The following is a 21,673-nucleotide window of genomic DNA, read 5'->3' as shown; positions in this document are numbered from 1 at the left end:
CCGTGACCTTTACGCTGCGTCAGTGACGCAATCCGACCGCCGAAACATGAGTCAGCCTATGTCAACCATTGTGGTCCAACAATGGAAATTCTACATGGTGGCGCTGAAAAACAACATTTCGACGCCTGAAAGATTCGTGTCAGTTTTCTTCGTCCGCGGCTGGGTCGTCGAGGCTGATGCCACGCTTTTTCGCGGTGCGGTCGGCGAGCTGAAGCAGACGGCGGATGCGGCCGGCGATGGCGTCTTTGGAAATCGGCGGATCGGCGAGCTGCCCGAGCTGCTCGAGGCTGGCGTCCTTGTGCTGGATGCGCAATTGGCCGGCGTCGCGCAGGTTCTGCGGAATCTCATCACCGAGGATCTTGAAGGCGCGTTCGATTTTCTTCGACGCTTCGACGGCTGCCTTGGCGCTGCGGCGCATGTTGGCGTCGTCGAAGTTCGCCAGGCGGTTCGCCTTGCTGCGTGATTCGCCATCCACGCGCTTTCCGCTCCACTCGCGGCTCGTGCGGGTCGCGCCCATGAGCAGAAGCATGCGCTCGACGGTCTCGGAATCACGGATGATGATGTGGATGGAGTTGTCTTTCGCACGGTGGAGCTTCATAGGGACGCCCAGGCGACGTGCCATGCCGTCGAGCGCCATCGCGGTTTCACGCGTGGGGCACAGCAGGTCGAGCAGGCTTGCCTTGCCGGGTTCCGACAATGTGCCGAGGGCGAGGAAAGCGCCGCGCCATGCGGCCTTCACCTGTGCGATGTTGCCGCTGATGATGTCGTTGGGCAGACCCGCGACAAGGCGCTTCGTGCGCCTGTCGAACACACCTGTCTGCAATGCAAGGGCGCCGCCGGACTGGGTGACACTCACCTTGTAGACGTCCACGACGCCCGCGGGCGTGGATCGCTTTTCGGTGATCAGCAGCGCCTGGTGGCGGTATACGGCCTGAATGGTCTGCTGGAGCCACTTGGCGGCCTGGAGGTTGTCGAAGCTGGGCTCGAGGCAAAGCCTGTTTTGCACCACGCGGATGCCGCCACCCAAACGAATCATCGCGGATGCCTGTGCCTGCTTCACAGTCGCGGGCTCATCTACGATCGAAGCGAGTTCAGTCTTGACATCATCCACAAAAGCCAACTGGTTCCCATCCTTCCATTCTCTTCTAGTGTCGCGTCTTGTCGTCTATTGTCTATCACGTTCGTTCGACGGTCGCGCAGGGGCAAGATGCGCACCCCATCCAGCGGTACCGTCGCAGTATCGGGCTGTTTGCCGACTCTACGGGCAACCGGCGATGATTATAGTAGCGCGTTTAAGACTTTTTCTTCCGTCGGCTGATCGGATTGCGACCTGCCAAGTGCTGATGAATATATTAACCCTGTTACGTCTCATCCTGCGGCGGTCGTCCACCATGCGTCCGCTAACGGCGACTGCATGGCGGACGACCTGAACATCGGAAGCGCCAGCCCTTGTCACTTGTCTTGGTGCTTGTCCCGCCGTCCCAGTTCCCTGGCGGAAACCGACACGGTGAGGCCGTTGGCGCGAAGGCGCCGGGCGAGCTCCTCGCTCATCGCCACCGAGCGGTGCTGTCCGCCGGTGCAGCCCACGGCAATCGTCACATAATGCTTGTCTTCGCGGGCATACCCTTCGATCGCCGTCATGATCGCATCGGTGTAGGAAGCAAGGAATTTCTGGGCGTCGTCGCTTTGCAGCACGTAGTCGCTCACCGGCTTGTCAAGTCCTGTCATCTCACGTAGCGCCGGCACCCAATAAGGATTGGGAAGGAACCTGACGTCGGCAACGAAGTCAGCGTCCAGCGGAATGCCGTATTTGAACCCGAAGCTGAAGATGTGCACGGTGACCGTGGAAGGGCCCGAGCCCAGAAGCGAGTCATACAGCTTCGTCGACAGCTGGTGCACTGACATGCCGGTTGTGTCGATGACGACGTCCGCGCGGTCGCGCAGGCCGGAGAGTAATTCGCGCTCCTCCTTGATGCCGTCGATGAGCCTGCGGCCCCGCTGAAGCGGATGGGGGCGGCGCACGGATTCATAACGCTTGATCAGTTCGCTGTCGGAAGCATCGAGGAACAGGATGCGGTATTTGACGCCCAGATCGTCCAGATGGTTGAAGACCTCGGCGAGGTCATCGAAATAGCCTCGGGTCCTCACATCCACGACCGTGGCGAGCTTGTGGACCTTGGAACCTGAGGACGTCATCATGTCGACAAGCGGCACGAGCATGTTCGGCGGCAGATTGTCGACCACATACCAGCCGATGTCTTCAACAGCATCCGCAGCCCGTGAACGTCCTGCGCCTGACATGCCGGTGATGAGCAGGACCTCGAAGTCCTGGGCTGGCTGGGGCGCGGATTGGGACGTCGCTGGGTCTTGCGGTGAAGGATCGGTTGGATTGTGCTGTGCCGTGGCTGCCATGCCTGTGCTCCACTCTGCTGGTGGACGCATGACCGGTTCATATGCCATGCGTCGCTGATGTTTCAATGCCGCTTCTGTTCCACGATGCCGACGAATTGCCTGGGATGTTCCGCCCCCAGCAGGTCGTTGATTCATCGTGTGTCGCAGACCAATTTCATACTACCCCGCCTCGCCGCCTCGCTTCGCAACGCTGTATCACACAGCCGAATCGCTTGGCGGCTTGCGTAGAGTCTCACAATGCCGCGTACAACGCCGTGCGCATCGCCTCGAAAGCCTGGGACTGCACGTCTTGCACATCGATGCCCGTCATGAAGGCGACCTGTGGCACCGCTTGGCGCAACAGCATTTCCTGCCCGCCCACGGCAGTGCCGCCCAGCTCCTTCCATGTCTGCATGAGCTGGGTGGGACGAGGGTCGTATATGACGTCGAGCAGCGTGCCCAGACGTGCCTCGCCCGCGGGACGATGGTCGGCGGCGAGCGAAACAGCTATGGAATCGGCGGCGTGCGCCGGCAGTGTGCTGATGGCGAAATCATAGTGCGTGGCGCGCTCGGCGACGCTTTCCAATGGAATCGACGCAACCGTCACATCGAGCTGCTCGCCCAGTTCGATGAGCGGCGTGGTCTTCGCTTCATGCCGCGCCGCCACATCGATGCGCCGCACGCCCATGCTGGAAAGCGCCGCGACGGCGGAACGCGCTGTGTTGCCGTTGCCGATGACAAGGGCTGTGTACACATCGGATTGTGTCGGGAGGCCATCTGTTGCATTGCTTGCATCCGTCAGAGCGCCCACAATGCCATGCACGTCCGTGTTGTGCAATGTGATCGCCGGCATATGGGCGTCGGCTCCGTTGGGCTTGGACCAGTCGAACACCGCTGTGTTGGAAACGCCGAGAAGCTCCACCCAACGGTCCGCAGGCTCTCCGAACGGGATGATGGTGCGCTTGAGGGGCATGGTGAGGCTGAGTCCGCGCCATGAGTCATCAAGGCCATGAAGGAATTCCACGAGGCTGTCTTCGCTCACTCGCGCGCGGTCGTAATGCCAGTCGGACAGTCCGAGCGCTTCATACGCGGCGTTGTGCAATACCGGCGACAGCGAGTGCGCGATGGGGTCTCCCAGCACGGCTGCCCTGTGTGTAATCGTCATCGGTTGTTCCTTCCATAGCTTGCAGGTCTGTTGTTTGCAGGTCTTTTATTTGCAGGTCTTGTGTGATGATAACGGAATTTGATGTCAACTGGATGCGCCTTGATGCCTGGCGTGAAGGCCTACGCAGTTTCTGCAGGGTGCAAAGCATCATAGATTGCCTGGGCCTTGGCAGGGCCGATGCCCTTGACCTGCTCCAGTTCGCTTACGGAGGCTTCCTTGATTGCCTTTACGGAACCGAAATGCGCAAGGAGCTTCTTCTGGTGGGCTAGGCCGATGCCTTCGATGCCGTCAAGTGCGCTGCGCAACGTGCCTTTGCGCCGGGTCTGCCGGTGGTAGGTGATGGCGAAACGATGGGATTCGTCGCGCACGCGTTGCAGCAGGTACAAGCCTTCGGACTGACGTTTCATGATGATGGGATAGTCGTCGTCCGGCACCCAGACTTCTTCGAGTTTCTTGGCGAGGCCGCATACCGCCACATCCGTCACCCCGCAGTCCTTGAGCGCTTTGGCTGCGGCACGCACCTGCGGGTAGCCGCCATCGACGACTACGAGATTAGGCTTGTAAGCGAAGTGACGGGGGTTGGCGTTCTGCTGGATGATCTCGCCCTCCGTGGATGACATCACCGTGGAGGGCATCTCTGTGGTGGGCATCACAGTGGAACCAGTGGACGCGATGGCGGAATCCTTAGCAGAATCATGAGCGGTTTGTTGGGCGGCTTGTTGGGCTGCGCGCTTTTCGCTCGCCATGTCCTCGCCCGTGTCGCCCGCGATGTTGCCATGGCGGAACCGTCGTGTGAGTGTCTCGTAAATGGCGGACGTATCGTCCAGCGCACCCTTTCCATCCTTGCCGCGGATCGCGAAACGACGGTATTCGGATTTCTTGGCGATGGCATCCTCGAACACCACCATCGACGCGACTTGGTATCCGCCTCCCGATGCGTTCGAGATATCGTAGCATTCGATGCGCAACGGGGCGCTGGGAAGATCCAAGGCGTCGGCGACATCGTTCATCGCCTCGGTGCGCGTGCCCATGTCCTTGATGCGGCTCATTTTGCTGCGTTGGAGGGCTTGGATGGCGTTGGCGTTCGCCTTCTCCATCAGATCGCGCTTCTCCCCTCGCTGCGGCACTCGGATTGTGACTGTGGAGCCACGCAGGCCGGTGAGCCACTCCTCCAATTCGTCACGCCGCTCCGGTTCGAGAGGCAAGAGAATCTCACGTGGGATGGGTGACATGGGGGACGTCAGATCATCCCTTCCCGTCATGGACTCGCGTTCATGTCGTTGCCGCGTGGTGCGTGCCCGCGCCACAGCGTCGGTCGTCGTGGCGTGCTGGGTGGGGGCGACCGCGTTGCGGGTCGTCTCCACGGCTATGGAATCCGAGGAGAATCCGACGGTCTGCGCTTCATGGTTTTCGTCGACCAACGCGGAATACACCTGGGTGATGAGATCTGCCATGAGCTCGGCGTCGCTGATGTCCTCCACGCGCTCGACGCTCCAGTTGCGTTCGCCTCGTATGGTGCCTGCGCGCACGAAGAACACGTGCACGCTGGCCTCCAACTCATCCGAGCTGATACCGAAGACATCGGCATCGACGTCCGAATCGAAAACAACAGCATTGCTCTGCACCGAGTTCTTGAGCATCGCGATCTGGTCGCGCAGACGAGCGGCCTTTTCGAAATCAAGGTCGTCGCTTGCATGCTTCATCTGCTGGGTGAGGTCGGCGATGTAGGAGGGGCCCAGACGCCCCGTCATGATTCCCACGACCCGTTCCACCATCTTGCGATGATCGCGCTCGCTGATTCGTCCCACGCAAGGTGCCGAGCATTTGCCGATGGACGCCAGAAGACATGGACGGTTCGACAACTGCGCCTTGTGGAAGACGCCGGGCGTGCACGTGCGCACGGGATATTCGGTGAGCAGCTGATCAAGGGCGTTGCGCACATCCCAGACCTTGACATAAGGACCGTAATACCTGGTGCCACGGCGATTCCTGCTGCGCGTGAACCATACGCGGGGATACTCCTCCCCCAGTGACACTGCCAGATAGGGGTACGTCTTGTCGTCGCGGAACACGACATTGAACCGCGGGTCGAATTCCTTGATCCACGTGTATTCCAGTGTGAGTGATTCCAGTTCGTTGCTCACCACAGTCCATTCCAGGCTGCGGGCGGTGAGCACCATCGTCTGCGTGCGCGGATGCAAGCGACTGAGCGGCTGGAAATAGTTGGACAGACGGTTGTGCAGGTTCTTGGCCTTGCCCACGTAGATGACTCTGCCATCGCCATCGCGCCACTTGTATACGCCCGGGAGCTGTGGGATATCGCTTGGCTTGGGGCGGAAAAGGTCGCGGGTGTCGCCGAGCAGCGGGGCGCCGTTTTTATTGACGCCAGCCTTGCTGGCGCCGACATTATTGGCGCTTGCACTACTGGCGCTCACGTTGCCAAGGCCTGTATTCCGAGCAACCGCCTCGTCCTGCACCGCGGAGCCGGTGCCGGTGCGATCCATGGTGCCACTCCCCTGTCGTGTGCCGGACGCATCTGGCGCGCCTGATGCGAGGGACTCGGACTGCGCCTGCAGGGATGCCGGGGCATTTTTGAGAGCGGCTGCTGTTTTGAGCCACACCTGCTCGGAATGCTTCTCGATGACAGACACGGGTCACCTCTTATTTGTGCGCTGCGGCGGGGCGCTTCGCCAACATGGGTTTGAGGAACTTGCCTGTCCAGCTGCCGGTGCATTCCGCCACCTGTTCGGGCGTGCCTTGCGTCACCACAGTGCCGCCGCCTTCGCCGCCTTCGGGCCCCAGATCGATGATCCAGTCGGCGGACTTGATGACATCGAGATTGTGCTCGATCACCACGACGGAGTTGCCTTTGTCCACGAGCCCCTGGAGCACGGCGAGCAGTCGGCGTATGTCTTCGAAATGCAGGCCGGTGGTCGGTTCGTCGAGAATGTAGATCGTGCGGCCGTCGGATCGGCGCTGCAGTTCGGTCGCGAGCTTCACGCGCTGGCTTTCGCCACCCGAAAGCGTCGTCGCAGGCTGGCCGAGACGGATGTATCCAAGACCGACGTCCACCAGCGTGTCAAGGTAACGGGAGATGGAAGGATATGCCTTGAAGAATTGCGCGGCTTCCTCGATCGGCATATCGAGCACATCGGAAACGGTCTTTCCGTTGTATTTGACTTCCAGCGTTTCGCGGTTGTAGCGCTTGCCATGGCAGGTTTCGCATTCCACATACACGTCAGGCAGGAAGTTCATTTCAATCTTGATCGTGCCATCGCCATGGCATGCTTCGCATCTGCCGCCCTTGACGTTGAACGAGAAACGCCCCGGGCCATAGCCGCGCACCTGCGCTTCGGGTGTCTTGGCGAACAGCTGGCGGATCTTATCCCACACGCCGGTGTAGGTGGCGGGATTCGAACGCGGAGTGCGCCCGATCGGGTTCTGGTCCACATGGATCACCTTGCGCAGGTTATCCAAGCCTTCGACTCTCGTATGCTTGCCGGGCACGATACGTGCTCCGTTGAGTTTGTCGGCGAGCACCGGGTAGAGGATCTGGTTGATCAATGTGGATTTTCCAGAGCCGGAGACGCCGGTGATGCAAGTGAACACTCCCAACGGAATGTCCGCCGAGAGGTTCTTAAGGTTGTTGGCACGTGCACCGACGACGCGCAGGCGCGGGCCGTTCTTCTTCACGGCGCGCCGTTGTTTTGGCACGGCAATCTCACGTCGTCCGGCAAGGTAATCGCCGGTGACGGACAGCGGTGCATTGACGATGCCTTTCGCCGGGCCGGAATAGGTGATGACGCCGCCATGCTCACCGGCTCCCGGACCGATGTCGACCAGCCAGTCGGCGGTTTCGATGGTCTCTTGGTCATGCTCGACGACGATCAGCGAATTGCCTAGGTCTCGCAGGTTGTGAAGCGTCTCGATGAGCTTTTCGTTATCCCTCTGGTGCAAGCCGATGGACGGTTCGTCCAGTACATACATGACGCCCACGAGGCCAGAGCCGATCTGGGTTGCGAGTCTGATGCGCTGCGCTTCGCCGCCGGAGAGCGTCGCCGCGGCACGGGACAACGTAAGGTATCCCAAGCCGACGTCGTTGAGGAAGCCAAGCCGTGCACGAATCTCTTTGAGCACTTCAGCCGCGATTTTTGCAGCGGCGCCTTCCAGATGCAGGTTCAGCGCCCATGCGAGGCTGTCGCACACCGGCATGTCGCACACATCGACGATGGATTTGCCATCCACGGTCACGGAGAGCACTTCGGGGCGCAGCCTCTTCCCTTGGCATACCTGGCAGGGCACCTCGCGCATATACGACTCGTAATATTGTTTCATCTGGTCGGAGTCAGTCTCGTGGTAGCGCCGCATCAGGGAATGCACCACGCCTTCGAAGCCGGTTGAATACTCGCGCTCGCGCCCCCAGCGGTTGCGGTAGTGCACCTTGACTTCGAAATTGTGCCCATGCAGGATCGCGTTCTGGACTTTCTTGGGCAGGTCCTTCCACGGCGTCTTCAGAGAGAACCCCATCTCGTCCGCCAAACCTTGCAGCAGATGCGAGTTGTATTCCTGCTGGGTCTTCGTGGCGGACCATGGTTCGATGACGCCATCAGCCAAGGATTTGTCCGGATCCGATATGACGAGCTCTGGGTCGATCTCGAGGCTGTAGCCGATGCCTGTGCATGCGGGGCAGGCGCCGTACGGCGCGTTGAACGAGAAGGTGCGGGGTTCGATTTCTTCGAGTTCGAGTTCATGGCCGTTGGGGCAGCTGCGATGCTCGGAGAACGGACGGAACCGCGCCGGGTCGTCTTGGTCAAGGTCCACGAATTCCGCGGTCACCACCCCGCCGGTGAGTCTCAAGGCGGTTTCGACGGAATCCGTGAGGCGTTGCTTGGCGCTTTCTTTCACGGCAAGGCGGTCGACGACGACATCGATGTGGTGCTTGTGCGTCTTCGCCAAGGTAATGCTGTCGGAGAGCCTGTGCATCTGCCCGTCGACGAGCACACGGGAGTAACCGTCCGAACGCAGCTGATCGAAGAGCTCCGTGAACTCACCCTTGCGCCCCTTCACCACAGGGGCGAGCACTTGGAATCGCGTGCCTTCCGGATAAGCGAGCAGGGCGTCCACGATTTGCTGCGGCGTCTGCGCTTGGATGACCGCCCCGCATTCCGGGCAGTGCGGGATGCCGGTGCGCGCGAAAAGCAGCCTGAGGTAATCGTAGATTTCCGTGATGGTTCCCACAGTGGAGCGCGGGTTGCGGTTCGTCGTCTTCTGGTCGATGGAGACCGCGGGGCTGAGACCTTCGATGAAGTCCACATCCGGCTTGTCCATTTGCCCGAGGAACTGACGCGCATAGGCGGACAACGACTCCACATAACGCCGCTGGCCTTCGGCGAACAGCGTGTCGAATGCCAGCGATGACTTACCCGAACCCGACAGGCCGGTGAACACGACCATCTTGTTGCGCGGAATGGCCAGATCCACATTCTTCAGGTTGTGTTCGCGGGCTCCGCTGATGACTATCTTGTGATCCGCGGGAAGGCCGGACAGGTCGTCGACCACCGCCCCGGGGACGGTGTGCATGTGGAATTCATGATCGCTTTCCATGCGATTCTCCTTCATAGGGCGTGCGCGGCGGTTCCGGTCGCGAAAGCACGGATTAACGCAAATGTGATGCCGAGATAATGAGTTCAGTATATAGCTCGAACAAATGTTCGACAACCTTTCGCGTGGCGCGAACAAGGTGCGACACAGATGCGCGAGACGGCGAATCACGCGGCCTTGGCGGCGCGACCACTACAGGATGGAATGGCTCGATGGGATGACGTGCGGCGGCTCACGCGAGCCGATTGCGAGGCGCAATCGCGCGGCGTCATACTGTCAGATCGCGCGACGTTATGCGGCCAGATCATGCGACGTCGAGCGGCCAAGCTCATGCCGCCAGATCACGCGGCACCATGACGCCGCAGGAATTACGCGGTCGGATTACGCGGCGTCGTGCTGTCGGCGCACAGTGGCGTCGGATTCCTCGACCAGTTCTGACACCAATTGCACGAGCCGTGCGTTGCTGTTGTCGTCGGTGATGACACGGCTATGCTCGATGGGCGCACCGTTCTCATCGAATGTATCGAAACTGGTCACGAGCACAAGCTTGTTGATGCGCGAACGTGGCCCTCCGGAAAGAATCTCCGTCACGCCTCGGCGGATGAGGAACGAACGGGTCACTCCCAGTTCCTTGGCGCGTTTGTTGAGACGTTCGAGAGTGCTTTTAGGGAGTTTGAAGGTGACCGTTGTGACCTCTTCGTCAGGATTCGGGTTCTGTGTCCCGTCGTCCGGTTCACCAAGTTCCTTGATCGCTTTCGAATATTCAGCCACTTATTGCTCCGTCTTCCCGATGCAGCGTCGACTGCCGCCGTTCTGCTTTGCGACTTCGCAACATTATACAGAACCTGGAGGCAGCCGAGGTCCATGGAGAATGCCGCGAACGCAACCCGTGAAAGTCCCCGATACGGAAGGCATCATCGGCTTGTCGAAGTCAGCCTGTGGCAACCAAAATGCCGTGGACGCAATGCCGCAATCACGCGGGCAACCATCACGAATGCGCCTGCATACAATGGGAACATTCCGTGAAACGTTACATACTGAACGTTAAACGCAGAAAGACAATGCCTGGCGGGAAACACCCGGAGAGAACAATCAACCTGGAGAGGAACGACATGGGGAACTTCACGATGGACACAGGGGCCACCCCGCTTCTGCAAGTGCGCGACGCCAGCTGCCGCGCCGCCAGCAGCAGCACCGATGACAGCGAAGCCTCGATATTCCGCGGAATCGACCTGGACGTGCATGCCGGGCAGATCCTGGACCTTGTGGGACCCTCGGGAAGCGGCAAATCCAGCCTTCTCACCTGCATTGCACGCCTCAATCCGCGCGCCAACGCCCATCTCACCCTCGATGGCGTCGACGCCAATGACATGAGCGTGGAGCAATGGCGCACGCGCGTCGCCTACCTTCCGCAAAAGAGCCTGCTGCCGGGCAGCACCGTCAAGGAGGCGATTGTGCTGCCCTACACCTTCGCCTCGATGCATGGTGCCCAACGCCCGGACGACCAGCAGATCCGGGACGCGCTCGACGCCGTCGGCTTGGCGGATGTCGAACTGACCCGTGATCCCCACGACTTGTCGGGCGGGCAAGCGGCTCGCGTGAGCATGATCCGTAGCATCCTCATGTTCCCCAAGGTGCTGCTTGCCGATGAAGTGGACGCTGGCCTCGATGACACCAATGCCTGGCTCGTGGGCGTCTACATGGCTGATTTCGCGCATCGCCACGGCATGGCGTTGATCCGAGTGCGGCATCGTGCGCCGGACGGCCTCGCCGACGCGATTGCCACATTGGCGGAAGGCCGGCTCACGGTCGAGCCCGTCGAATCATCTCATGCGGCTGATGCATCGCAACCTCATGACACCGCCGAACCGCAGACCGCACAGAGCGAACAGGCCGAAAGGAACGCACAATGATGCCACTGTCAGCAACCCTTGCAAGCGCCAGCCAACTTCACCTTGCGGCTCCCGTCACCATCAACGCCAGCCCCGCCGCAGGAATCGCGACCTCGGGCTCATATGACATCGACCTGTGGGGAATGCTCATCGCCATCGGCTTGGTCGCCGTCGCGACGATCATCTCGGCGATTGCCAAACTCGGCGTCGAGCGCTCGCTCCCCATCGCTGCCGCGCGCGCCATCGTGCAACTGGCCGCCATGGGCATCATCCTGCGTTGGGTGATTGAACAAGGTACATGGTGGTGGGTCGTTTTGCTCATGCTGGGCATGCTCGCCGCCGCCGTGCAAATCACGTTGTCGCGCGCGAAAAACGTGCCTCGCGGGCTTGCGCTGTCGATTTTCCTGACGCTCGCCGCGTCCATGATCACGATGGTCATTGTGGTCGTGGAGCTCATCGTGCGCCCTGTGCCGTGGTATTCGCCGCGCGTGGTATTGCCGCTTGCTGGGATGATGCTGGGCAATTCCGTGTCTGCCGTGGCGCTTGCGCTCAGCCGCTTTTTCGAAGACATGGCGGAACGGCGCGACGAGGTGGAGACCCTGCTGGCGCTTGGTGCTTCGCCGCGCGAGGCGAGCATGACGTCGATTCGTTCCGCGATGCGCATGGGCCTCATGCCGACCGTGGCATCGCTTGCATCCGCAGGAATTGTCACGATTCCAGGCATGATGGCGGGGCAGATCCTTGCGGGCAACGATCCTCTCACCGCGGCGAAATACCAATTTGTGGTGCTGGCGGCGATTGCCGCGCTCACGATGGTGTCGGATGCTCTGATCTTGCACCTTGTGTATGGTCGCTGCTTCACGCGGCTCCACCAATATCAGCCCATCAAGCCTCGTTCGGCGAAGAAATAAGAAGGCAACGCCTCCCTGAAGACAGCGGTCACCCCTGACCAAGGATTTCGGTCAGGGGTGACCGCTGCTATAAAACAAAAGAAAAACCCTGCCATCGCACCCATCTAGCGATGGCAGGGTCAACATTACTGATGCCTTGCATCCAACAAACTTGTAAACGAGAAAGGCAACCTCTCTCTTCTTCGACCTCCAGCTAACTCTCTACGAACCTTTCGGTTCCATCCCCGAGCTTCCTTGCGGAACAACTTTTGTGTCGAAGAACGGCTCCTCAGCTTTTCTGCTTTGTTTACCGTTTGCAATATTGAGTGTATCACAGATTCTGCGCGACACGCCGAGATTTCGATATATCGAACAAACGATTTCTTTGTTCGATACCGGCATGGTGATTATTGCCGGTTTTCCCTTATCTCCCTTATCTGACGAGGACAATCCGACCGTTCGATATCCAAAATACAAATATCCGGTCCCAAACATGTCGGCGTCAAACAAGTCCTCCCGCCCCCCACACACACAAACCGTGCCGCCATCACGAATGTCGAACAGCCGGCATGAAAAAATCTCCTCTCCGCCCGTCATGCGACGAACGGAGAGGAGACTTATGTTCCCCATACCCTGCCCTCGTCCTTGCGTTCAGTTGACACCCGGTGGTGCTCTGTGAGCCGTTGATATACGCCTGTGCGAGATGAGGACCTGCGCTGTGAGCGTCGTCCCGTCCCGTGGGTTTTGTTACGACGATATGCCAACTCAAGAAATGTGCGATTCGAACGCGGTGGTATCCACCCTGCGCGCAAGGACTACCATCTGAAGACTCAGCTTGCGTTGATGGCGCTTACCGTTCCGCCGTCGCCTTCCATGAGTTCGGTCGACCAGTTCGTGGCCTGGAGCGTGTTGTCAAGCAGGCGGATGCGCTTAGCTATCCGGTCGGCTTCTTTTTGCAGCGCAGCCACATCCACCGTGGGGCGGATCCTGATTTCCGCTCCCCTGGCCCTGTCTGTGCTGGCACTAGCAGACCGGATGAGCTGGCGGTATGCGACCAAACGGGTTCCTTCGCAGTCCTTCTGGGCAATGATCTGCGTGATTGTGCGTCCGTCCACAACGGTGCGATCGTTGGTGAGGTTGATGTTCGCGATGAGAACGGCCAAACGGTCGATCGCCGCGTTAAGAGCGACGAGTAACGCCTGTGGATCCTCAACGGGCTTCTCACCCTCCTGTACCAGCGCAGTGCGTCCCAGACGCACCGACAGGTCATCGATCTTCACCTTGAGATCTGCCCGTTCCTGCAAGGCTTCTGCGAGTTTCATAATCCCCCCCGGCATTCCTTCCGTCATTCCCTCTTCGACGCCTCGTCTATCGTGGTCTCGTCTGCATCATAGCGGGCGAAACCCACGGCTGTTTGTCTTGCGTGTGATTTTATCGAACAGCCATGGGGACGTCAAGTCGGATGGTAGCGCACGGAATATGGCCCATGAGGATGCTGCAGAGCTGAGGCCAGGGCGCGTCACCGAGGGCGCGTCACCGAGCGCCGCGCTACTCCTCGGCCACCAGATCGAGGTAATCGTCGTTCCACAGGTCCTCATCGCCATCGGGCATCAGCAGCACGCGCTCCGGGTTGAGCGCCTCGACAGCGCCCTCATCGTGGGTCACGAGCACAATCGCGCCCTCATATTTCGCAATCGCCTTGAGAATCTCATCGCGAGACGCGGGGTCAAGATTGTTGGTCGGCTCGTCAAGCAGCAGCACGTTCGCGCGGCTCGTCACCAGCGTCGCCAGCGCGAGCCTCGTCTTTTCGCCGCCGGAGAGCACGCCTGCGGGTTTAAGCGCATCATCACCGGAAAACAGGAACGACCCCAGGATTGAGCGCGCCTGCGTGTCGTTGAGCTCCGGTGCCACATGCTGCAGGTTGCCCAGCACCGTGAGCGAATCATCAACGGTGTCGTGCTCCTGAGCGAAGTAGCCGATCTTCGCACCATGGCCGTAGACCACCTCGCCGGTGTCTGGGGTCTCCTCCCCTGCCAGGATGCGCAGCGTCGTCGTCTTGCCCGCGCCGTTGTAACCCAAGATCACCACGCGCGAGCCTTTGTCGATGGCGAGGTTGATGCCCGCGAACACGATATTGCTGCCATACGCCTTCGAAATGTCCTTCGCCATGATGGGCGTGCGGCCGCACGGCGCAGGCTCGGGGAATCGGATGTCCGCCACTTTCTCGGCGCGCTGGGCTTCCTGCGTGCCCTCGAGCAGCCTTTCGGCGCGGCGCATCATGTTTTGCGCTGCCACGGCCTTCGTGGCCTTGGCATGCAGGCGGATGCCCTGCTTCATGAGGCGCTCCGCTTTCTTCTCAGCCACTTCGCGTTCGCGGCGCCGGCGTTCCTCGTCCACCACGCGCTGATGCAGATACGCCTTCCACCCCATCGAATACATGTCAATCTGCGCAAGCTGGGCATCAAGGTGCCACACTTTGTTGACGACCTCGTCGAGGAGTTCGGTGGAGTGGGAAATGACGAGGAAACCACCTTCGAAATTCTTCAGATAACCGCGCAGCCATTCGATGGAGTCAGCATCCAAATGGTTCGTCGGTTCGTCGAGGATCAGCGTGTCGGCGTCGGAGAACAGGATTCGCGCCAATTCGATGCGGCGGCGCTGACCGCCGGACAGCGTGCCCAGCGTCTGCTTGAGCACGTCCTGCGACAATCCCAGCGATTCGCCCATCTTGATGGCTTCGGACTGCGCCGCGTATCCGCCGGCGGTTTCGAAATCCTGCATCGCCTTGTCATAGCGGCGCATTGCCTTTTCCATCACCTTGGGATCGGGGTCGGTCATCTCTTTCTCCGCCTTGCGGATGCGTGAGATGATGCTGGCGATGTCACGGGCGCTCATGACGCGGTCAAGCGCGGACTGGTTGGGGTCGGCTGCATGCGTGGACTGCGGCAGGTAGCCGAGCTTGCCGGTGACGCGCACTTTGCCACCCGAAGGCAGCAGGTCACCGGTGATCACTCGCGTGAGCGTCGTCTTGCCGGCGCCATTGCGGCCCACCAGGCCGATTTTGTCGCCTTTGGTCACGTGGAAGTCAGTGGGCTTGAGCAACTGCCGCGCTCCGATGCGGATTTCCAACTGTTGCGCCTCAATGGGCATGCGCTCCTCCTGACTTGCCGATGATTGTGAATGCTGTCGGTGAACAACCGAAAGCTGAGCCGCCACGCGTGCGACCGACTGCTCATCATATCAAAGCCCGATAGACCACCACGCCCGACAGGCCGCGCCCTGCCGTGCCGATTTACATATCGCACCGAATCTGTTCGCGCCATAATCTGTGTCGAACGAATTGTGACATTCGAACGAATTGTGATGGTTTTGTGGTGGCGACACGCTCTGTGAGGCGTTACTATGGGGATTGGATTCGAAAAGCGCCTCGAACGACGACGTTTCGAACGGTGACGCGTCGCATTGCATCGCACGGCTGCGCCACACTTCGGCATGAAGCGCCTTTGGATCCGGACGAGAAGACAGGTTGCCGGGCAGTGCACGTTCGGCAGTGACTTTTGCAAGCAGGGAGAAGGCATATGTCGTTTTATTCCGACCAGGCTCAGGAGCATTTGGAGCCCCTGGCCGAACGAATGAGGCCGCGTAGGCTTGAGGATGTGATGGGTCAGGAAGAGGTCACCGCCCCTGGCTCCCCGCTCCGCCTCATGGCACAACGCACCACATCCAGCACTATCGCCATCCCGGGCGCCGCATTGCTCTACGGTCCCCCAGGAACCGGCAAGACCACCCTCTCGCAGCTCGTGGCACAGGATTCCGGCCGCCATCTGATGAAGCTTTCCGCCGTGAACCTGCACACCGACGACCTTGTGGCGACGCTCGCCACGATCTCCCGACTGCGCCGTCGCCATGAGGAATGCATCCTGTTCATCGATGAGGTGCACCGCATGCCGCGCGACCAGCAGGACATTTTGCTGCCGGTGATCGAAAAGCGCATGATGGACTTCATCGCCGCCACCACCGAGCCGCCGAGCAGCTGTCTGGCGCCCGCACTCCTCAGCCGTTGCGTGATTGTGCATCTGCACAAGCTCAGCTTCGAGAACCTGGAGGAGATTCTTGACCGCGCCTGCGTGGACGAACGCGGCCTCAAGGGCGCTGTGCGCCTTGATCCTGAGGCCCGCAAGCTCATCATTGTCAGCAGCGGCGGCGACGCCCGTCGAGCCCTGACCACGCTGGAAGCGGCGGCGTCCCGCGCGATTGCCACCGTGAGCGACGGGCAGGTCTCGATCCTCAAGCCGGATGATGTGCGCGCAGTCGTCTCCGACATGGCGAGTTACAGTCTCGAAGACCAAAACAACATGGCGAGTGCGTTCATTAAGTCGATGCGCGGCTCCGACCCGGATGCCACTATCTATTGGGCGACCCGCATGCTCGACGCAGGTGAGGATCCGCGATTCCTCGCCCGTCGTGTTGTCATCACCGCTGCCAAGGACGTGGGCATGGCTGATCCCGCAGCGTTGCGCACCGCCATGAGCGCATGGGAGGCGGTGGAGCGTCTAGGCATGCCGGACGCCCGCACGCCTCTTCTCGAAGCCGCTGTCTATGTTGCCGTGGCGCCGAAGTCCGATTCGATGTTCGAAGCGGCGAAGGCTGCTTCCGACGATATTCGCATCAACGGTATGCGTGGCGATGTGCCGATGTATTTGCGCACGCCCATGGACGACGAGCAGCAGAAGGAAGGCGAAGGCGCCGGATATCTCAATCCACACGACTTCGGCGGGTTCGTGCAGCAAAGCTACATGCCCGAGGGCGTGGGGCGGCGCGTGTACTACAAGCCCAAGGATTCCGGCACGGAGCATCAGCTCATCGCATGGGTGGACTCGTTGCGCAAGTTCAACGATGGAACCCCAGCCGTGGATGCGACAGGAGGCGCGGCGGCAGATGCAGCCGCCACTGCCACCGCTGGTGAAGCAGCCGCAGCTGGAACTGCAGCTGACGGGGGTGCACCTACCGGTGAGGCAAGGCCCGCCGCTTCCGCCCAAGACGCCGCTGTGTCGCAGCAGTCCGCGGATACTGCCAACACAGGAACTCCGCGGGCACGCCATGCCGAGCCCGATAATGTCTCTGACCATGTGGAGGAGGCTGCCTAGAGAGAGCAATGCGTCGTGGCGAGCACCGTGTATCGTGGCAAGCATGAGCATGCCTTCTGATACCGAAGCACCTACCAATTCGTCTGACCGTTCACCATCCGGCTCCAATCTGTCCGACCTGCCCCTGTCCGACCGCTCCCCTGCGGCTCCGGACCTTTCCACAGTGAAAGCGGTGGTTTTTGACGTCGACGACACGATTTGCGATTCGGCTGGCGCGTTCGCCACCGGCATTCGCCTCGTTGTCGACCGCTACATGCCGGGGCTGCCCGAACCGCAGGTGCAACGCGCCATCGAAATCTGGCGGGCGGATCCCCACAAGCATTACCGTCGATACACGCGCGGCGAATGCACTTTCGATGAACAGCGTTTTGCCCGTGCCAACGAGCTCAACGAAGAGTTCGGCGGTCCGCAGATCACGTGGGACGAATACCTCGATGAATGGAAGCCGTTGTTTTGGAATGCTTTCTGCTCGCATTGGAAGGCGCACCCCGATGTGCGCCCCTGCCTAGATCTGTTGGAATCGCACGGCTTTCGTCTCGGTGCGCTCTCGAATGCCAGTGCCGAGCTGCAAACGCGCAAGCTCACGGCATGCGGGTGCGTGGATGACGTGCCGTTGCTGGTGACGATGGACACCTTCGGTTTTGGCAAGCCTGATCCGCGTGTGTTCCAAGAAGCTACGCGTCGTTTGGAATTGCTGCCTGGCGAGGTGGCGTATGTGGGCGATGAGTTCGATATCGACGCCCAGGCGGCATGCAAGGCGGGTTTGCATGGGTTCTGGATCGACCGGCCGAGCCGGCATTTGGATTCGCGCGGCGAGCAGCTGCCCGTTGACGTGTCAGGTTCGACGGATGAAAGCGCGCAACAGGTGATTCGAGTGGAATCGCTCACCCAGATGGCGCAGATGCTCGTGGAATCGCATCGTTAGAGCGATTCGCGCAGCGCTGCCGATGCGTGCCACGCCACGCTGTGCCACGCTGTTGCGCGCAGATACGAGAAGGGCGGGCGCACCATGCCATGTGGTGCGCCCGCCCTCTTCAATGGATTGCGATCAATCAGTCGAACAGCGTCGTGTAGATGTCCTGATAATCAAGGCTCACAGTATCGCCGTCGATGGTCGCCTTCACCATGCCGCCGCTCCAGTACGAGCCACCTCCATACACCGTCGTGCTTTCGTCGTAGGGTGTAGAGTCCTCATACTGCTCGGTGTAGTTCACTTTGACGGAGCCATTGTCACTGACTTCGAATGTTGTCTTGCCATTCTCGGTTGTGGGCATTAGCAGTTCGCTGGCATCGATGTTGGGCTGATCAGCGACTTCTGCACTCTTGAACGTGTATTTCCAGTCGGCGAAGTCGGGGTCAGAGTACTTCTTCGTGATATAGCTGGCGTTGATATAGCACGAGTTGTCGTCTGCTCCCCCAGCGTTTGCGTTGTCCACGCACTTCTTCTGGTGGTCCTTGAGCTGATTGGTGATCTCGGTGGCGAGAGCGTCGCTTGCTGTGACGCTCACACCGAGGATGACGCCGCTTTGAGCGGGCACCGTGTAGCTGCTTTTCTGAGTGGTGGACATCAGGGAATGGCTGTCAACGATCGTTGCATCCATGTACTTGCTAGGTGACTGTGCTGTCACATCGTAGTCACCCGGGTATGCCGGCACTGCGATCAGGTCAGTCTTGCTTGCTGACGCGAGGCCGTTGTCCGAGTCGTCTGAATCCAACGAGGAGGAGTCGTCTGAGCCTAACGAATAGAAGGAATCCGGAGTGCTGATGCCGGTATTGGTGTAGTTGCTGTCGGCGGTGGGCGTCTTGCCATTGATGGATACGGTGGCGTAGGATGTCGACGAAACGATGATTACGCCGAGCAGAGACTTCTCGAAGCTCCACGTGGTGTTCAGGAATTTACCCGACTTCTTGACAATGACGCTCACATCGCTCGATGTGTTGCCATTCACCGTGTAAGAGACGGGCAGCGAGTATTCCGTGCTGGACAGCTGCTTGGGGTCACCCACCTTGACAGAGCTGATGCGCTTGCTCACGTCAGGGATGATGCCGTCTTGAAGCAGCACCCTCTGCGCGTCGGTGAGGCCTGGGTCGGCGATGTCGGCGGCGATGCCGTAGTTGCCGTCAGCCAAAGCGTTCATGTAGTTTTCGACAATCGTCCTGGGGTCTTTCTTGCTCTCGCTGACACGCGCAATCGTCACTGCGGAAGTGATTGCAACGATTACAATCACCGCAATCAGCAAAATAAAGATCTTGGTTTTCGCGCCCATCGGCTTTTTTGCAGCGACTGGCTGCTGCGGAACGGCCATCGGCATGTTTGGCGCGGCTTGCGGTGTGGTCGGAGCCGCCATTGGCATTGTCGGCGCGGCCTGGGGCGTGGTGGGCGCAGCCATGGGCATGACTGGCGCGGTTTGAGGCATGGTGGGTGTGACCGGAGCGGCCTGAGGCATGACCGGAGCGGCCATCGGAGTAGCAGGCGCTGCCTGGGGCATGACCGGCGCAGTCTGGGGAACAGCCTGGGGCGCGGTCTGCGCGGCGGCGTTTGCCGGATTCTCCATGCCGGCAGGATTGTTGGGGATAAATGACGGCTGAGGATTCCCCTCTGTCATGGTGTCTCCTTTTCACTCTCTTTTTGACACGTAATCAGTGAAACTCTAACATGAACCGAACGCCAAACGCTGGATGTTCGATACGCGTTCGATGTTCGAATGGACGGCGCGTCGAAACATGACAGCGGGTGAATTGTCACGTGGTGCGCAGTTATGCGGTTGGCATGGGGCGCAGCGATGTGATGCACAGTGACGTGAAGCACATTCGCGCGATAAAAATTGCGCCGGGCAGTTCATCGGAACCGCACGGCGCAATCAAATACTTAAATTATTGAACACCCGGATGGGAGCCGCTCACCATATGCAGGTGATGAGCGTGATGATCGCCAATCCACCCTGCTTGAGGATGATGAGCGGATTGCTCGTGAAGCTGCCGTATGCCGCCACAAGAACGATGTACGCCATGAGACACACGACCGCAGTCTTGCTGGCGAACACGAACACCGCGAGCAAAATCAGCACCGCGATCAGGCCGTTGTATACGCCCTGGTTCTTGAACAGTGTCGTGACTGAATTGCGCCGCAGTTCCTCGCGGCTCATGCCGAATGTCTTCGCTGTCAGGTCGGAATCCGTCGCGAAGGTCTCCATCCACATGATGAAAAGGAATTCAGCCGCCACCAATGTGGCAAAAATATCAGTAACAATCGTCATGCTGCAATCGTACCGTGTGACGCCAGCGCAACGTGGCATCAAATGCGATGTGCCAGCGCAACCGGTGATATCGGTGATATCAGCGCAGAGGAATCTCGCATCGCTTAGGTTTCTTTCAACAAACCCGCGATAAACTGTGCACTATGACCTTGCTCCAACTCAAATACATCGTGAAAATCGTGGAATGCGGTTCCATGAACGAAGCCTCCCATGAGCTCTACATCTCGCAGCCCGCGCTGTCGTCAGCGGTCAAGGAACTCGAGAAAGAGATGGGCATCGAGATTTTCACCCGCTCCTCCCAAGGCATTGCGCTCACCGTGGATGGCGCGGAATTCCTCACCTACGCGCGGCAGATTCTCGACCAAACCGACCTGCTTGAGGAACGATACAAGCACACGAAGCCGCGCCGCCAGCTGTGCCAGGTGAGCACACAGCATTACATGTTTTCCGTTGAAGCGTTCGTGAAGATGATGCACGAAATCGACTCCGACGAATACGAGTTCACAATCCGTGAGACGCGCACGAAGGACATCATCAATCAGGTCGCCAACATGCAGTCCGAGCTGGGTATCATCTACCTGTCGGACTTCAACAAGGATGTGATCGGCAAGCTGCTGCGCGAAAAGCACCTCGTGTTCCACCCGCTGTTCGAGGCGAACCTGCATGTGTTCATCAGCCGCAAGAACCCGCTTGCCGCCAAGCGCCGGGTAACGATGGACGACTTGAAGCCGTATCCGTTCATTCAATACGACCAAGGCGAGGAAGGCAGCTTCTATTTCGCCGAGGAAGCCGTGTGGCCTGAGTATTCCCCCAAGCAGATCAACGTGACCGACCGCGCGACGATCCTCAACTTCATCGTGGGCCTCAACGGCTACACCGTGTGCACAGGCATCGACAACGAGGATCTCAACAACGAGAAGATCATCACGATTCCGCTCGACACCGACAAGACGATGTTGCTCGGTTGGATCACCAACGAGCGCGCCAATCTGTCGAACGCCGCCCAGCTCTACCTCGCCAAGCTGCGCGAGGTGATTGTGGAGCAAGGCTACACCCTCATCGACAGCGGTGACAGCAAGGGTGGCAAGAACGCTGAGGCTGATGCCGGTGATCGGGACGGAGCTGCGACCGACGCTGCGGTCGGCAAGACACCCACCGCTGCGCGGAACAGTGCAAAGTCCAGAACCAGTGCCGCGAAATGACCACGCTCAGCAGCCGCCTTTGATCGTGGGTTGATTGGGTTCGGCTGAGATTCCTCCACTGCTATCTGTTTCTTCGATAATGTGCCAGTCGTTGCTCGCACCTTTGCGATAACACGCAATGTGCTAGT

General features: G+C 59.8%; 15 protein-coding genes and 1 pseudogene. 5 read left to right on the top strand and 11 right to left on the bottom strand.

Annotated elements, in window-relative coordinates:
* Positions 1-139 precede the first annotated feature (139 nt).
* The 6 genes from whiA to CLV65_RS01915 form a co-directional block, all read right to left on the bottom strand.
* Positions 140-1,120, bottom strand: a complete 981-nt coding sequence (gene whiA, locus CLV65_RS01940) for a DNA-binding protein WhiA (RefSeq protein ID WP_094691695.1) — start codon at positions 1,118-1,120, stop codon at positions 140-142.
* A gap of 332 nt (positions 1,121-1,452) precedes the next feature.
* Entirely contained in the window at positions 1,453-2,412 is a 960-nt protein-coding gene (gene rapZ / locus CLV65_RS01935) for an RNase adapter RapZ (RefSeq protein ID WP_094691694.1), read from the bottom strand.
* A gap of 232 nt (positions 2,413-2,644) precedes the next feature.
* Positions 2,645-3,556: a shikimate dehydrogenase gene (locus tag CLV65_RS01930; RefSeq protein WP_094691693.1), complete on the bottom strand. Its 912-nt coding sequence runs from the start codon at positions 3,554-3,556 to the stop codon at positions 2,645-2,647.
* A gap of 119 nt (positions 3,557-3,675) precedes the next feature.
* Positions 3,676-6,060 carry an excinuclease ABC subunit UvrC gene (gene uvrC, locus CLV65_RS01925; RefSeq protein WP_094691847.1) on the bottom strand — a complete coding sequence of 795 codons (2,385 nt, stop codon included), beginning with the start codon at positions 6,058-6,060 and terminating at the stop codon, positions 3,676-3,678.
* A 157-nt stretch (positions 6,061-6,217) separates the two neighbouring features.
* Positions 6,218-9,160, bottom strand: a complete 2,943-nt coding sequence (uvrA, locus tag CLV65_RS01920) for an excinuclease ABC subunit UvrA (RefSeq protein ID WP_169713394.1) — start codon at positions 9,158-9,160, stop codon at positions 6,218-6,220.
* 378 nt (positions 9,161-9,538) lie between these two features.
* Entirely contained in the window at positions 9,539-9,928 is a 390-nt protein-coding gene (locus CLV65_RS01915) for a ribbon-helix-helix domain-containing protein (protein WP_094691691.1), read from the bottom strand.
* Between the two features lie 341 nt (positions 9,929-10,269).
* On the opposite strand from CLV65_RS01915, the gene CLV65_RS01910 reads away from it, so the two are divergent.
* Both CLV65_RS01910 and CLV65_RS01905 read left to right on the top strand, forming a co-directional pair.
* The gene (locus CLV65_RS01910) at positions 10,270-11,070 is read left to right on the top strand and encodes an ABC transporter ATP-binding protein (RefSeq protein WP_244569202.1); all 801 of its coding nucleotides are present in this window, start codon (positions 10,270-10,272) and stop codon (positions 11,068-11,070) included.
* A gap of 122 nt (positions 11,071-11,192) precedes the next feature.
* The gene (locus CLV65_RS01905; protein WP_244569236.1) at positions 11,193-11,960 is read left to right on the top strand and encodes an ABC transporter permease; all 768 of its coding nucleotides are present in this window, start codon (positions 11,193-11,195) and stop codon (positions 11,958-11,960) included.
* A gap of 201 nt (positions 11,961-12,161) precedes the next feature.
* Here CLV65_RS01905 and CLV65_RS08680 read toward each other — a convergent pair whose 3' ends face one another.
* The 3 genes from CLV65_RS08680 to CLV65_RS01895 form a co-directional block, all read right to left on the bottom strand.
* Positions 12,162-12,569, bottom strand: coding sequence for a hypothetical protein (locus CLV65_RS08680; protein ID WP_144441905.1), 408 nt, complete (start codon positions 12,567-12,569; stop codon positions 12,162-12,164).
* 200 nt (positions 12,570-12,769) lie between these two features.
* Entirely contained in the window at positions 12,770-13,261 is a 492-nt protein-coding gene (locus CLV65_RS01900) for a DIP1984 family protein (protein WP_094691690.1), read from the bottom strand.
* A 226-nt stretch (positions 13,262-13,487) separates the two neighbouring features.
* Complete coding sequence (locus tag CLV65_RS01895; RefSeq protein ID WP_094691689.1) at positions 13,488-15,089, bottom strand: ABC-F family ATP-binding cassette domain-containing protein; 1,602 nt, start codon at positions 15,087-15,089, stop codon at positions 13,488-13,490.
* 428 nt (positions 15,090-15,517) lie between these two features.
* On the opposite strand from CLV65_RS01895, the gene CLV65_RS01890 reads away from it, so the two are divergent.
* Both CLV65_RS01890 and CLV65_RS01885 read left to right on the top strand, forming a co-directional pair.
* Positions 15,518-17,086, top strand: coding sequence for a replication-associated recombination protein A (locus CLV65_RS01890; protein ID WP_094691688.1), 1,569 nt, complete (start codon positions 15,518-15,520; stop codon positions 17,084-17,086).
* Positions 17,087-17,135: 49 nt separating this feature from the next.
* Positions 17,136-18,011: an HAD family hydrolase gene (locus CLV65_RS01885; RefSeq protein ID WP_157847193.1), complete on the top strand. Its 876-nt coding sequence runs from the start codon at positions 17,136-17,138 to the stop codon at positions 18,009-18,011.
* A gap of 127 nt (positions 18,012-18,138) precedes the next feature.
* On the opposite strand, the gene CLV65_RS01880 is transcribed toward CLV65_RS01885, so the two are convergent.
* Positions 18,139-19,692, bottom strand: a complete 1,554-nt coding sequence (locus CLV65_RS01880) for a hypothetical protein (RefSeq protein WP_094691686.1) — start codon at positions 19,690-19,692, stop codon at positions 18,139-18,141.
* Between the two features lie 294 nt (positions 19,693-19,986).
* Complete coding sequence (locus CLV65_RS01875; protein WP_094691685.1) at positions 19,987-20,343, bottom strand: DUF1304 domain-containing protein; 357 nt, start codon at positions 20,341-20,343, stop codon at positions 19,987-19,989.
* 143 nt (positions 20,344-20,486) lie between these two features.
* On the opposite strand from CLV65_RS01875, the pseudogene CLV65_RS01870 reads away from it, so the two are divergent.
* Positions 20,487-21,407: pseudogene (locus CLV65_RS01870) on the top strand (LysR family transcriptional regulator); the annotation flags it as partial.
* Positions 21,408-21,673: the final 266 nt, after the last annotated feature.

This window comes from Pseudoscardovia suis (assembly GCF_002797875.1).
GTDB classification, from domain to species: Bacteria; Actinomycetota; Actinomycetes; order Actinomycetales; family Bifidobacteriaceae; genus Pseudoscardovia; species Pseudoscardovia suis.
The sequence above is the reverse complement of the archived record's forward strand: the minus strand, read 5'-3'. Positions and strand labels throughout refer to the sequence as shown.